Genomic DNA, 12,353 nt, shown 5'->3' with positions numbered 1-12,353 from the left:
CAAGCTTGCGAAGGTCGCGGCCTCTGCGATCCGGCATTTCCTCGCCCCCACAAAGTGGGGGAGAGGTGGCTCGGCGCGCAGCGCCGAGACGGAGCGGGGGCAGCGCCAGCGTCGACGATTAACAACACTACCGCCGCGCCGCGCAGCTTTCCCGCTCGATCAGCACCGGCGCCAGCACCTCGCGGCGCGAGGGCGCTTCCGGCTCGCCGAGGCGCTCGAGCAGCAGGCTCACCGCCCTTGTGCCGATCTTTTCGACCGGCTGCGCGATCGTCGTCAGCGGCGGCCAGGTGGTGACGGCATAGGGGATGTCGTCGAAGCCGACCATCGATATGTCGTCGGGCACCCGTGACCCGTGCGAGCGCAGCGCGGTAATGGCGCCCATGGCCATCAGGTCGTTGCAGGCGAACACGGCCGTGATGTCGGGCGCCTGCGCCATCAATTGCTCCATCGCCAGCCGGCCGCCGGCGAAATGATAGTCGGAATCGACGATCGAGGACGGCGGCAGCTCGATGCCTGCCTCGCCAAGCGCGCGCACGAAGCCGCGCAGCCGGGCCGGGCTGGAGCTGGAATCGCGCGGGCCGCCGATGACGCCGATCGTCCGGTGCCCGAGGCCGACCAGATATTTGCCGGCGAGATAGCCGCCATGGTCGTGGTCGACCAGCACCGAATCGACATTGACCGACTGGATCTCACGGTCGAGCAACACTGCCGGGACGCTGGGCAGGAGGCGGGCAAAGACCCGCGCATGGTCGGACGAGCCGGCGAAGATCAGCCCGTCGATCTGCTTGGCCATCAGCACAGAGAGGTAGCGCTCCTCCTTCTCGGCATTGCCGTCGGAGTTGCACAGGATCACTGTGTAGCCGGAAACGAAACCGGCATCCTCGATCTGCCGCGCGACGCTGGCGAAGAACGGGTTGGAATTGTCGGGCAAAAGCAGGCCGATCGTCTTGGTCTCGCCGCGCCGCAGACTCCGCGCCACCGAATTCGGGCTGTAGCGCAGCGCGGTGATCGCGGCCCGCACCCGCTCGGCCGTTTCCGGCTCGACATGGCGCGTATGGTTCATGACATGCGAGACGGTTGCGACGGATACCCCGGCGTGGCGTGCGACATCGGCAATCGTCGTCATGGCCCTTGTCCTGTGTTTTCTCTACGCAACTCCGGACGGAAAACCGCTACCCACTTTTCTGGAATTGCTCTAACGAATCTTCCGCAACAGCCTCTCCCGATACGCGTCTAGGATGACCGCGAGCACGATGACAAGGCCGATTACGATGGGTTTGAAGTTGTCGCCGACGCCGAGCAACTGCAATCCGGTGCTCAAGACCTGCAGGATGCAGGCGCCGACCAGCGTGCCGATGATCGAGCCCTTGCCGCCGCTGAGGCTGGTGCCACCGATGATGACGGCGGCAATGGCGTTGAGCTCGTAGCCGACGCCGGCGATCGGGCTGCCGATGTTGAGGCGCAAGAGATAGACCATGGCCGCGATGCCGGCGGTGAGCCCGCTGATGGTGAAGGCGGCGACCTTGTAGAAATCCGGATTGTGGCCCGACAGCCGCACCGCCTCGTCATTGGTGCCGACGGCGAAGATCATGCGGCCGAAGACGGTGAAGCGTAGCACGAACCAGCCGGCCGCGATCACCAGAACCGCGACCAGGAAGATCGACGGCAGGAAGCCGCCGATGATCAGATTGCCGAAATCGACAAAACTCTGCGGCAGGCCGGTGATGGTCGAATTGTCGCTGACGACGCGGGCCGCGCCCGCCGCCATGTTGAGCATGCCGAGCGTGACGATGAAGGAGGGTATCTTCCAGCGCGTCGAGATCCAGCCATTGAGGAAGCCGCAGATAGCGCCCGTCGCCATGCAGGCCAGAAGCGCCAGCGTGATCGCGACAGCCGGCGACAGGTCTTCGTCGATCATCACGGTGGCGCCGACCACGGTGCAGAGCGCCAGCACCGAGCCGACCGAAAGGTCGATGCCGCCGGTCAGGATGACGAAGGTCATGCCCGCCGCCAGCACCGTGTTGATGGCGATCTGCACGAAGATCTTCAGCGCATTGTCGGGGGTGGCGAAATAGGGCGCCGTAACCGAGAAGAACAATGTGATCAGCACCAGCGCCAGCAGCACGCCGGCGTCGCGGATCAGGAAGCGCAGGAATTTCGCCCGGCCGGGGGAAACAGGCGCCGACACCAGCGGTTCGGACGTCTCGGTCATGGTCGCACATACTCCTGATAGGCAAGCGACAGGATGCGCTCCTGGTCGAATTCGGCGCGCGGCACCTCGCCGACGATCCTGTTTTTGGAAAAGACGATGATGCGGTGGCACATGCCCATCAGCTCGGGCAGGTCGGACGACACCATGATGATGCCCTTCTGCTGCGCCGCCAACATCCAAAGCAGCTGGTAGATCTCGCGCCGCGCGCCGATGTCGACGCCACGCGTCGGCTCGTCGAGGATCAGCGTCGAGGTGCCGCGGAACAGCCACTTGGCCAGCACCACCTTCTGCTGGTTGCCGCCGGAAAGGTTGCGCACCGCCTGCTCGATCGAGCTTGCCTTGACCCGCAACTGGCCGACGAGATCATTTGCTGCCGCGGCCTCGGCACGGCGGTTGATGAGCCCGTTGCGCGAGACTTTGCCGAGATCGGTGATGGTGATGTTCTTGTCGACGGCCAGGTCGAGCAGCAGACCCTGGCCCTTGCGGTCCTCGGTGAGCAGGCTCAAGCCATGCCGCACCGCGTCCTTCGGGGCAGTGATCGCCACCGGCTTGCCGTCGATCTCGATCACGCCGTCGAGTTTTGCGTCGGCGCCAAAGAGGGCGCGCATAGCCTCCGTTCGGCCGCTGCCGACCAGGCCGGCGACGCCGAGGATCTCGCCGTGGCGGACGTCGAAGGAAATGGCGGGCGTCGCGGCATCGCGCTTCAGACCGGCGACGCTGAGCGCGACCTTGCCCGGCACGATCGTATCGTCGAAGCTGTATTCGTCAGCGATGTCGCGGCCGATCATCATCCGCACCAGGTCGGGCACGGCGAGGCCCTTGAGATCGCGGGTTGCGACCAGCCTGCCGTTGCGCAGCACGGTCACCCGGTCGCCGATCTCGAACACCTCGTGCAGGCGATGCGAGATGTAGATGATGGTGACACCCCGGGCCTTGAGTCGTTTGATGATGGAAAACAGCCGTTCGATCTCGGGCGGCGTCAGCGTCGCCGTCGGCTCGTCCAGCACCAGAAGCTTCGAGTCGTAGCTCAGCGCCTTGGCGATCTCGACCAGCTGCATCTGCGCCACGCCGAGCGCCTCGACCCGCGTCCGCGGATCGACATCGAGGCCGACTTCCTTGAGCAGCGCCACGGCGCGGCTGTTCAGCGCCTTGCGGTCGACGATGCCGAAGGCGCGGCGCGGCAGGTTTTCCAGCATCAGGTTTTCGGCGATGCTGAGATAGGGCAACAGGTTGAGTTCCTGATGCACGATGCGGATGCCGCTCTGCTGCGCGTCATGCGGGGTCTTCGGCTGGTAAGGCTGGCCGTTGAACGCGATCAACCCTGAGTCCGGCTGGTAGATGCCGGCGAGCAGCTTGATCAGCGTCGACTTGCCGGCGCCGTTCTCTCCCAGGACGATATGGGTTTCGCCATGCGCGATCGACAGCGAGACATCGCTCAGCGCGACGACGCCGGGAAAGGTCTTGCCGACCCCTTCAAGGGAAAGAATCACATCATCCATGCAGCAACCTTGAATGGCGCTCTTCCGTCGCGAACAGATATGAGCGCGCCGCCGTCGCCGCCGGCAGTTTACCGGCGACGACGGTGAGACAAGCGAATGGATGGCGCCGGAGGGAGTCCCGGCGCCCTTGCTCGCCTCAAGCGGTGATCAGCTTGACGTCGGTCTTGACCCAGCCCGAGAATTTTTCTCCGGCGAGTTCGCGCAGGCCGTAGTCGATGCCCATGGCCGCCATTTGCGCGCCATACTGCTCGACGGTGGCGAGCATCTTGCCCTCCTTCATCAGCGGGCCGACGGCCGGGATGTTGTCGAAGCCGACCACCTTGATCTTGCCCGACTTGCCGGCCGCGTCGATCGCCTTGACGACGCCGAGCGCCATCGAATCGTTGGCCGCCATCACGCCCTGGATATCCGGATGCTGGGTGAGGAAGTTGGTCATCAGCGTGTTGGCTTCCTCGGTCTCCCAATGCGCCGTCTTGGAGTCGAGCAGCTTCAGCTTGTATTCCTTCACCGAATCGTCAAAGCCGAGCTTGCGCTGCTTGGCGTTGTCGGCCTCCGGATTGCCTTCCAGGATGACGACCTTGCCGCCCTTGCCCAGAGCCTTGCCGAGCGCGTCGCCGGCAAGCTTGGCCCCGGCGCGGTTGTCCGGGCCGAAGAAGGCGAGATCGACACCGGCCTTCTTCTTGGCTTTCTCGTCCAGCGCGACGTCGATGTTGATGACCTTGATGCCGGCCTTCAGCGCCTTGGCGATCGGCGTCACCATGGCCTTCGAATCGGCGGGAGCCACGACGATGATGTTGTATTTCTGGGTGATGAAGTTCTCGATGGCGTCGACCTGGGCGGCGAAGTCGCGCTCGTCCTTCATGCCGACGGCGGCGAAATCGAACTTGTCCTTGTTCTTGGCCGCATAGGCCTCCGCGCCGGCCTGCATCTGCTTGAAGAACTCGTTGGCAAGCGACTTCATGACCAGGCCGACCTTCGGCTTGTCGGCGGCCAGAACCGGGCCGAGCGGCAAAGCCAGCGCGCCGGCGGCCAGCGCGCTGGTCTTGAGGAACTGACGACGCGAGAACGAGCCCAGATCGAGCCCAAGGGTAGTTGAAACCTTGCTCATGCTTTCCTCCACTTTTAATGAGCCGTAATCGGTTACGTAACCGATTACGCGACAGACTAGATTGTCATTTTACCAGATGTCAATATCGACGGTAAGCCGCGAGGGCGCGTCGTCGGTCGTGGCGTGGCGCCACTCGGCTATCCCGCAAGCTGTCCAGCGGGACTGAGCCGCGCCCGCAGCCACTTCGCCGAAAAGTCGCTGAACGCGCGCACGCGCGGATTGCCCTTCAGGTCCGGATGGTAAAGCACCCATAGCTCCGAGGCCAGTTCCTCGATGGTTTCGCTCACGCGCGACAACCGTCGCGCCGCGCCGAGATAGTCGGGCAGCAGCGCCTTGCCCCAGCCGGTCTCGGCGGCCGCGGCCGCCGCGGTGAGGCTGTTGACCTTCAGTTTGATCTGATCCTCCGCGACATTCGCCTTCAGCCACTGCGCCGCCGGCAGGGCGGCCAATGCGGTGCCCAAGCCGACCCACCCCTCCAGGGGCGACGGATCGCTGGCAAAGACGGCGTAGGAAAAACGCGCCACGCGCCGGCCGACCAGCGTTTCGGGCGGCGTCAGCGTCGGGCGGAGGGCGACGTCGGCCTCGCGCCGGCCGAGATCGGCAAAACTGTTGTTCACCTCCAGCGACAAAGCGATGCCGGGATGAGCATCGCCGAATGCTTTCAGGCAGGCGCAGGCGATATCGAGCAGCGTGTCGGCGGTCGTCACATGAAGCGGCCCGACCAGGCGATCGTCCTGCGCCGCCACGCGCCGCTCCACTTCGGCGAGGCGGTCGCGCAATTCCTCCGCCGCGTCGAGGAAAGGCTCGGCCCTGCCGGTCGGCACGAGAAGATCGCCGAGGCGCTCGAACAGCGCGCCGCCGCTGCGCTTCTCCAGCTCCCGGAGCTGCCGGTAGATCGTCGCGATGTGCGTGCCGAGCCTTGCCTGCGCGCCGCGCACCCCACCAGCCCCTGCGATCGCCGCCACCAGCCGCACGTCGTCATAATCGATCATCTTCGCATCCATGCGAATGAGAATAGCAGAATTGCTCGATGCGCTCGCATCACCGCGAACATATATCGCGCTCCGGAAACGAACCAGCCTGACTGGAGACAGACATGAGCCGCATCCTGCACATCGAAGCCTCGCCCCGCGCCGACCGCTCCTGGTCGAGCAAGGCCGCCGGGAATTTCCTTACGCAGCTGAAGGAGCACCTGCCGAAGCTCGAAATCGACCACTTCAACATCTGGACGGCGATCCTGCCGACCTTCGACGGCGCGGCGATCGAGGCCAAATACGCAAAACTTTCGGGCACGCCACTGACCGATGCGCAGACCCGGGCCTGGAAACTGATCGGCCATTACGTGGCGCGGCTCGACGCCGCCGACGCGATCCTGATCTCGACGCCGATGTGGAATCTCGGCGTTCCCTACCGGCTGAAGCATTTGTTCGACCTGGTGACGCAACCCGACCTGAGCTTCTCCTTCAATCCCGCGACCGGCTATTCGCCGCTGCTGCGCGCGCGGCCGACCGCCGTGCTGATGGCCACCTCCGGCGATTTCACCGAAGGCCCGAGCTATGGCCGGCCGGATCTGGCGACACCTTATCTCAGCACCGCGCTTGCCTTCATCGGCCTGAAGGACGCGGCAATCGTCCACGTTTCGCCAACCATCGGCCAGCCGCAAGCCATGGAGGCCGGCGTCAGGCGAACCGAAGCCGAGTTGCAGGGCCTTGCCGTCGATTTCGCCGGGAGGCTTGCATGAGCCCGTCGCTGGCCTGGCTGCTGCTCGTCGTCTCGGGCATCACCGACGTCGCCTGGGCGCTGGCGACCAAGAAATCGGCCGGTTTGACCGAGCCTCTCTGGGCTGCTGTCTCGCTCGTGCTTCTGGTCATCTTCATCGCGCTTTTGACGAAAGCCCTGACCGTGCTGCCGCTCGGCACCGCCTATGCGGTGTGGACCGGCATCGGCGCCGTCGGCTCCCTGGCGGCCGGCATCCTGCTCTTCGGCGAAAGCACCGACGCCGTGCGGCTCACTTTTGCGGTGGTGACGATTCTCGGGGTGGTCGGGTTGAAGGTCAGTTCGTAGGGAAGGCGCGTGGCGCCTTCCCCGATGCGCGCCCTCACCGCCAGCCCATGGCCGGCGCGACATGCTTCAGGATCGACTCGATGACATGGGCGTTGTAGTCGACGCCGAGCTGGTTGGGCACGGTGAGCAGCAGCGTGTCGGCCTCGGCGATCGCCTCGTCCTCCTTGAGCTGCTCGATCAGCAAATCCGGCTCGGCGGCATAGGTGCGGCCGAACACGGCGCGCTTCTCCGGCTCGATATAGCCGAAATGGTCCTCGCCCTCGCTGCCGCCGAAATAGGCGCGGTCCATGTCGTTGACGAGGGCAAAGATGCTGCGGCTGACCGAGACGCGCGGCTCCCGCGTATGGCCGGCTTCCTTCCAGGCGGCGCGATAGGCCCTGATCTGCTTGGCTTGCTGGACATGCAGCGGCTCGCCGCTCTCGTCGAATTTCAGTGTCGAGCTCTGCAGGTTCATGCCGAGCTTGGCTGCCCATACCGCGGTGGCGTCGGTGGCCGCGCCCCACCAGATGCGGTCACGCAGGCCCGCCGAGAAGGGTTCGAGCCTGAGCAGTCCAGGCGGGTTGGGGAACATCGGCCGCGGATTGGGCTGGGCAAAACCTTCGCCACGCAACAGGTCAAGAAAAATCTCCGAATGCCGGCGCGCCATGTCGGCGTCGCTCTTGCCCTCTTCCGGCACATAGCCGAAATAGCGCCAGCCATCGATGACCTGCTCGGGCGAGCCGCGGCTGATGCCGAGCTGCAAACGCCCGCCGGCGATCAGGTCGGCCGCGCCCGCATCCTCGGCCATGTAGAGCGGGTTTTCGTAACGCATGTCGATGACGGCGGTGCCGAGCTCGATGCGCTTGGTCTTGGCGCCGGCGGCGGCCAGCAGCGGGAACGGCGAGGCGAGCTGCCGGGCAAAATGGTGGACGCGGTAATAGGCGCCGTCGGCGCCGAGCTCCTCGGCCGCGACCGCGAGGTCGATCGACTGCAGCAGCGCGTCGGCGCCCGAACGCGTGCCCGATTGCGGCGAGGGCGACCAATGCCCGAACGACAGAAATCCGATCTTCTTCATGGCTCCATTCCTGCTGGAGCGGCCATCGGCCGCCCGAACTCCTTGTTGCTCCAGCAGATAGCCAGGGCCGTGCCGCGATACAACGGACACCGAACGGATACAGACCGTCAATGAGTTCTTCGAAATGCCCCATTCCCGCCGTCGCCCTACGCGGAAGTCAGATAGGCTCGTCCCCGGCATTCTCGCCGCCGCCGCAGCGCTGTATCGTTCCCGCCGCCCGATGATTCCCGAGCATTGGATGAAACCGCATGCATGACCTGACACCCATTCTTTCAACCGTGACCGCTTCCTTCCTGGCGTCCTTCGTCGAGGTGGTCGAAGCCTTCACCATCGTGCTTGCCGTCGGCGTGACGCGCAGCTGGCGCCCGGCGCTGACCGGCGCCGCCCTGGCGCTCGCTTTGCTTGCGGCGCTGGTGCTCATTTTCGGACCGCTGCTGGCGCTGGTCCCCATCACGGTCCTGCAATTCGCGGTCGGCGTGCTCTTGATCCTGTTCGGCATGCGCTGGCTGAGGAAGGCGATCCTGCGCAGCGTCGGCGTGATTGCGCTGCATGACGAGGAGCAGGCCTTTTCCAAGGAGACGGCTGCGCTGCAGCGGCAAGCCGCCGACCGCCGCGCCGATTATCTGGCAGCCGTCGCGTCGTTCAAGGCGGTGCTGCTCGAGGGCGTCGAAGTGGTGTTCATCGTCATTGCCGTCGGCGCCGCGCATGGGCAGACGCTCTATGCCAGCCTCGGTGCGCTGGCCGCCTTCGTGCTGGTGATGCTGATCGGCCTTGCCGTGCACCGGCCTTTGGCGCGCGTGCCGGAGAATGCGCTCAAATTCGTCGTCGGGCTGATGCTGACCAGCTTCGGCGTGTTCTGGACCGGCGAAGGCCTCGGCGCGGAATGGCCGGGCGCCGACCTGGCCTTGCTCGCCATCTTCGCCATCATCGCCGCGGCGTCCTTCGCCATCGTGCGCTGGCTGCGCGGCGCATATCCGGCAGCCGCCGAAGGAGCCGCCCGATGAATATGATCCGCATCGTCCTCAAGGAACTCGTCGGCATGTTCGTCGACGACGGCAGCCTGGCGCTGCTGGCGCTGATCCTGATCGCGCTGGTCACCGCGGCGGTGAAGCTGATCGCAATGCCGCCGCTCATCGGCGGCTTCCTGCTTCTGGTCGGCTGCCTGGCGATTCTTCTGGAGAGCGCGCGCCGCGCCGCGCGCGACAAGGCCCGCTGATCAGCGTTCACTTATTGGGAATCAGCGCAAACGCTGGGGATTGGCTGGAGCCTCCCAACCCCGTCATCCACGGGCGGAGCGGGAGCGAAGCGGACGCGGAGACCCGAGGATCCCATTCCATGACCTTGGCCAAGAAATGCAGCGGAGCAGAATTCTGCACCGTAGCAACGCCTCGACGTCACGGAATGGATTCTATGGTCTGCGCGCGTCGCTTCGCTCCTTGCTCCGCCATGGAATGACGACCGAGATGGGCGTTTCGGCCAATCCCCCAACCTATGCCGCCTGCCAGGCAACATAGCCGTCGGTGCCGGGCAACTAGTAAACCGTGAAGAGCGTCGGCAGGTGGCCGCCGAGGCGGAAATACTCGACCACCTCGATGAGCGGGAACAGCGCCAGGAAATAGAGCCCGTCGCGGAAGGTCCTGCGCAGCGCGCCCGTCGAAAACATCCACTGGTCCTCGTCGCGGTAAAGCAGCGGGTTCGGCCAGAAGCGCGGCGTGCGTTCGGCGTAAGCCGCATGGGCGGCGCCGAACTTGCCTGCGAGATACTCGGCCTCCTTGCGCGCCGTGAAGCGGAAGACGAGGAAACTTGCCAGGCCGAGCATCGCGGCCGCCAGCCCCGAGCCGAACATCAGCCCGATGCCGGCCGCGCCGACGGTCGAGAAGAAATAGAGCGGGTTCTGGGTCATCGAGAACGGGCCGGACACGACCAGCTGGTCATTCTTCCTGCCGCCGACGAAGAGGATGCTCCACAGCCGGCCGAGGAAGCAGGTCAGCACCATCACGAACCCGATCGTCTCGAGGGCTTCGTGCCCGTTCGACCCTTCGGCCAGCGCCGGCTTGCTGAACAGGAGCAGGATGATGGCAAGCACGGCGGCCACCTGCACGACGATCAGGCGCTTGTGCTGGTCAAACGCTTTGGGCGCCGATTTGAGGGATGCGTAAGCCATTCTTCTTTTGTCACCGCTCCGGCGCCGACAAGGGACGCCAAGGCTCCTTTAGCCCTTCCACCGCGCGATGACGAGGCCCCGCGAAATTTTTCGGCCGACCTTACGAATTTGTAAGCACGCGGACAGGCTGCGGTGAGTTCGCCTGCCTAGCTTCACGAGCGCCTCACGGAATTTTGAGGCGACCCGAACAGCGCCGAATGCCGGCCCACAACGTCAGGATAGATCATGAACAAATTTGCCCTTGCTTTCGCCATTGCCGCTACCGCGATCGCCGCTCCCTTGGCTTCGGCCGTTGCCGCTCCGACGCCTTGCGAGACCGCGCTGAAGGATCTTCGCGCCGCCGAAGCTACGGCGAAGCCCAGCGACGCTGACAAGAACAAGGTTTCCGAACTGGAGACGAAGGGCATCGAGCGCTGCAACGCCGACGACGACAAGCGCGCCGACGACTTCTTCGCCCAGGCCATGAAAATCCTCGGCAAGTAAGCGCCAACCGGAAAGTGGAAGCCGCCATGACCACGATAACCTACGAACGCCGGGCCGACTTGAACAGGGTCCCGGACGTCACACTCGATTTCTGGCTGATCAAGATCATGGCGGTGACCATGGGCGAAACGGCGGCCGACTATCTCGCCGTCAATCTCGGCCTCGGCCTCACCGTCACATCCTTGATCATGAGCGGCATCCTCATTGTCGCGCTTGTTTTGCAATTCGCGCAGAAGCGCTACGTGCCCTGGGCCTATTGGCTGGCCGTCGTGCTGATCAGCGTCGTCGGCACTTTGGTTACCGACAACCTCGTCGACAATTTCGGCGTGCGGCTGGAGACGACGACGATCGTCTTCTCGATCGTCTTGGCATTGACCTTCATCGCCTGGTACGCCAGCGAAAGGACCCTGTCGATCCACACCATCTTCACCACCAGGCGCGAGATCTTCTACTGGCTGGCGATCCTCTTCACCTTCTCGCTCGGCACCGCCGCCGGCGACCTGGTCGCCGAGAGCTTCGACATGGGCTATCTCACCACCGGCCTCATCTTTGGCGGCATCATCGCGGCGATCACGCTTGCCTGGTTCTTCCTCGGCTTGAACGGCATCCTCGCCTTCTGGCTCGCCTATATCCTCACCCGCCCGTTCGGCGCCTCCTTCGGCGACCTGCTGTCGCAGCCGGTCGAATACGGCGGCATGGGCTTCGGCACCACCGTTACCAGCGTGACCTTCCTTGGCGCCATCGTGGTCATCGTTCTTTACATGACCTTGAAAACGATCATCGACGAGGACGACCATGCCCTGCTCGACTAGAGCATCATGCCGAAAAGTATGAAGCGGTTTCCGGCGGCAGCGCCTCTCGCAAAAATGTGTAGCGGCCTTCCGTCCGGAAATGCGTAAAAACAAAGACATAGGCAACCAGCCAGCAAAAAGCCGCAGCCGGTGCTACCATGAAGGCTGAGGCGGCAAGGACAGCGCCGGGCAATGCGACTTCTGCTTGTTGAAGACGATCCAAGAACCGCCGACTATATCGTGCGCGGGCTGACCGAGGCCGGCCATGTCTGCGATCTGTTGCGCGACGGTCATGACGGCCTCTTCGCCGCGACCCGCAACGCCTATGACGTGATCGTCGCCGACCGCATGGTTCCCGGCCTCGACGGCCTGTCGATGATCAAGGCGGTGCGCGCCGCCGGCATCCACACGCCGGCCATTTTCCTGACCTCGATCGGCGGCGTCGACGACCGCGTCGAGGGCCTTGAAGCCGGCGGCGACGACTATCTGGTCAAGCCCTTCGCCTTTTCCGAGCTGCTTGCCCGCATCCATGCGCTCGGCCGCAGGCCGGCGGCGCAGGAGCAGAAGACGGCCTTGCGCGTCGCCGACCTCGAAATGGACCTGATCCAGCGCCGCGTGACCAGGCAGGGCCAGCCGATCGACCTGCAGCCGCGCGAGTTCAGCCTGCTCGAAGTGCTGATGCGCGGCGAAGGCCGCGTCATCACCCGCACCATGCTTCTGGAGCGCGTCTGGGACTTTCACTTCGACCCCAAGACCAGCGTCGTCGAGACGCATATCAGCCGGCTAAGGGCCAAGGTCGACAGGCCGTTCGACGTGCCGCTGATCCACACCGTGCGCAACACCGGCTACAGCCTGCATGTTCCGGCCTAGAGCCATTCCAGGAAAAGTGCGCAGCGGTTTTCCGTCCGGAATTGCGCAAAACCAAGGACTTAGCGCGGTTGGACATATGGGCGGCGTCCATCCGGGGACCCGCGTGTC

Annotated in this window: 14 protein-coding genes; 7 read left to right on the top strand and 7 right to left on the bottom strand. The window is 64.6% G+C overall.

The window, feature by feature from the left end:
- Positions 1-127: 127 nt before the first annotated feature.
- The 5 genes from KVT37_RS22380 to KVT37_RS22360 form a co-directional block, all read right to left on the bottom strand.
- Positions 128-1,126, bottom strand: coding sequence for a LacI family DNA-binding transcriptional regulator (locus tag KVT37_RS22380; protein ID WP_217577085.1), 999 nt, complete (start codon positions 1,124-1,126; stop codon positions 128-130).
- Between the two features lie 69 nt (positions 1,127-1,195).
- Positions 1,196-2,212 (bottom strand): ABC transporter permease, encoded by a 1,017-nt coding sequence (locus KVT37_RS22375; protein WP_217577083.1) that lies wholly within the window; start codon positions 2,210-2,212, stop codon positions 1,196-1,198.
- Positions 2,209-3,711 carry a sugar ABC transporter ATP-binding protein gene (locus tag KVT37_RS22370; RefSeq protein ID WP_217577081.1) on the bottom strand — a complete coding sequence of 501 codons (1,503 nt, stop codon included), beginning with the start codon at positions 3,709-3,711 and terminating at the stop codon, positions 2,209-2,211. Before KVT37_RS22370 ends, KVT37_RS22375 begins: the two co-directional genes overlap by 4 nt.
- Before the next feature lie 136 nt (positions 3,712-3,847).
- A complete protein-coding gene (locus KVT37_RS22365; RefSeq protein ID WP_127229161.1) occupies positions 3,848-4,819 on the bottom strand; it encodes a sugar ABC transporter substrate-binding protein in 972 nt (323 codons plus the stop codon).
- A 137-nt stretch (positions 4,820-4,956) separates the two neighbouring features.
- Complete coding sequence (locus KVT37_RS22360; protein ID WP_217577079.1) at positions 4,957-5,811, bottom strand: LysR family transcriptional regulator; 855 nt, start codon at positions 5,809-5,811, stop codon at positions 4,957-4,959.
- 104 nt (positions 5,812-5,915) lie between these two features.
- On the opposite strand from KVT37_RS22360, the gene KVT37_RS22355 reads away from it, so the two are divergent.
- The gene (locus KVT37_RS22355; RefSeq protein WP_217577077.1) at positions 5,916-6,560 is read left to right on the top strand and encodes an FMN-dependent NADH-azoreductase; all 645 of its coding nucleotides are present in this window, start codon (positions 5,916-5,918) and stop codon (positions 6,558-6,560) included.
- The gene (locus tag KVT37_RS22350; RefSeq protein ID WP_217577075.1) at positions 6,557-6,883 is read left to right on the top strand and encodes a multidrug efflux SMR transporter; all 327 of its coding nucleotides are present in this window, start codon (positions 6,557-6,559) and stop codon (positions 6,881-6,883) included. Before KVT37_RS22355 ends, KVT37_RS22350 begins: the two co-directional genes overlap by 4 nt.
- A gap of 34 nt (positions 6,884-6,917) precedes the next feature.
- On the opposite strand, the gene KVT37_RS22345 is transcribed toward KVT37_RS22350, so the two are convergent.
- A complete protein-coding gene (locus KVT37_RS22345; RefSeq protein WP_217577073.1) occupies positions 6,918-7,937 on the bottom strand; it encodes an LLM class flavin-dependent oxidoreductase in 1,020 nt (339 codons plus the stop codon).
- Positions 7,938-8,185: 248 nt separating this feature from the next.
- Between KVT37_RS22345 and KVT37_RS22340 the strand changes: the two genes are divergently transcribed.
- The gene (locus tag KVT37_RS22340; protein WP_217577071.1) at positions 8,186-8,941 is read left to right on the top strand and encodes a COG4280 domain-containing protein; all 756 of its coding nucleotides are present in this window, start codon (positions 8,186-8,188) and stop codon (positions 8,939-8,941) included.
- Positions 8,938-9,153: a hypothetical protein gene (locus KVT37_RS22335; protein ID WP_217577069.1), complete on the top strand. Its 216-nt coding sequence runs from the start codon at positions 8,938-8,940 to the stop codon at positions 9,151-9,153. The genes KVT37_RS22340 and KVT37_RS22335 overlap by 4 nt, the downstream gene beginning before the upstream one ends.
- Positions 9,154-9,468: 315 nt before the next feature.
- On the opposite strand, the gene KVT37_RS22330 is transcribed toward KVT37_RS22335, so the two are convergent.
- Entirely contained in the window at positions 9,469-10,101 is a 633-nt protein-coding gene (locus KVT37_RS22330; RefSeq protein ID WP_217577067.1) for an isoprenylcysteine carboxylmethyltransferase family protein, read from the bottom strand.
- Between the two features lie 225 nt (positions 10,102-10,326).
- On the opposite strand from KVT37_RS22330, the gene KVT37_RS22325 reads away from it, so the two are divergent.
- The 3 genes from KVT37_RS22325 to KVT37_RS22315 all read left to right on the top strand — a co-directional run bounded on the left by KVT37_RS22325 (position 10,327) and on the right by KVT37_RS22315 (position 12,245).
- Positions 10,327-10,584 carry a hypothetical protein gene (locus KVT37_RS22325; protein WP_217577065.1) on the top strand — a complete coding sequence of 86 codons (258 nt, stop codon included), beginning with the start codon at positions 10,327-10,329 and terminating at the stop codon, positions 10,582-10,584.
- A gap of 26 nt (positions 10,585-10,610) precedes the next feature.
- On the top strand, positions 10,611-11,396 hold the full coding sequence (locus KVT37_RS22320; RefSeq protein WP_217577063.1) for a hypothetical protein: 786 nt from the start codon (positions 10,611-10,613) through the stop codon (positions 11,394-11,396).
- Positions 11,397-11,567: 171 nt separating this feature from the next.
- Positions 11,568-12,245, top strand: a complete 678-nt coding sequence (locus KVT37_RS22315) for a winged helix-turn-helix domain-containing protein (RefSeq protein ID WP_126063578.1) — start codon at positions 11,568-11,570, stop codon at positions 12,243-12,245.
- Positions 12,246-12,353 lie beyond the last annotated feature (108 nt).

The sequence above is a fragment of the Mesorhizobium sp. GbtcB19 genome, from assembly GCF_019091085.1.
In the GTDB taxonomy this organism is placed as follows: domain Bacteria; phylum Pseudomonadota; class Alphaproteobacteria; order Rhizobiales; family Rhizobiaceae; genus Mesorhizobium.
Note: the sequence above shows the minus strand (reverse complement) of the source record. Positions and strands in the feature narration are given on the sequence as shown.

Coding starts and splice junctions, on each gene's coding strand:
- KVT37_RS22380 (WP_217577085.1), bottom strand. CDS start 1,126: ATGACGACGATTGCCGATGTCGCACGCCACGCCGGGGTATCCGTCGCA.
- KVT37_RS22375 (WP_217577083.1), bottom strand. CDS start 2,212: ATGACCGAGACGTCCGAACCGCTGGTGTCGGCGCCTGTTTCCCCCGGC.
- KVT37_RS22370 (WP_217577081.1), bottom strand. CDS start 3,711: ATGGATGATGTGATTCTTTCCCTTGAAGGGGTCGGCAAGACCTTTCCC.
- KVT37_RS22365 (WP_127229161.1), bottom strand. CDS start 4,819: ATGAGCAAGGTTTCAACTACCCTTGGGCTCGATCTGGGCTCGTTCTCG.
- KVT37_RS22360 (WP_217577079.1), bottom strand. CDS start 5,811: ATGATCGATTATGACGACGTGCGGCTGGTGGCGGCGATCGCAGGGGCT.
- KVT37_RS22355 (WP_217577077.1), top strand. CDS start 5,916: ATGAGCCGCATCCTGCACATCGAAGCCTCGCCCCGCGCCGACCGCTCC.
- KVT37_RS22350 (WP_217577075.1), top strand. CDS start 6,557: ATGAGCCCGTCGCTGGCCTGGCTGCTGCTCGTCGTCTCGGGCATCACC.
- KVT37_RS22345 (WP_217577073.1), bottom strand. CDS start 7,937: ATGAAGAAGATCGGATTTCTGTCGTTCGGGCATTGGTCGCCCTCGCCG.
- KVT37_RS22340 (WP_217577071.1), top strand. CDS start 8,186: ATGCATGACCTGACACCCATTCTTTCAACCGTGACCGCTTCCTTCCTG.
- KVT37_RS22335 (WP_217577069.1), top strand. CDS start 8,938: ATGAATATGATCCGCATCGTCCTCAAGGAACTCGTCGGCATGTTCGTC.
- KVT37_RS22330 (WP_217577067.1), bottom strand. CDS start 10,101: ATGGCTTACGCATCCCTCAAATCGGCGCCCAAAGCGTTTGACCAGCAC.
- KVT37_RS22325 (WP_217577065.1), top strand. CDS start 10,327: ATGAACAAATTTGCCCTTGCTTTCGCCATTGCCGCTACCGCGATCGCC.
- KVT37_RS22320 (WP_217577063.1), top strand. CDS start 10,611: ATGACCACGATAACCTACGAACGCCGGGCCGACTTGAACAGGGTCCCG.
- KVT37_RS22315 (WP_126063578.1), top strand. CDS start 11,568: ATGCGACTTCTGCTTGTTGAAGACGATCCAAGAACCGCCGACTATATC.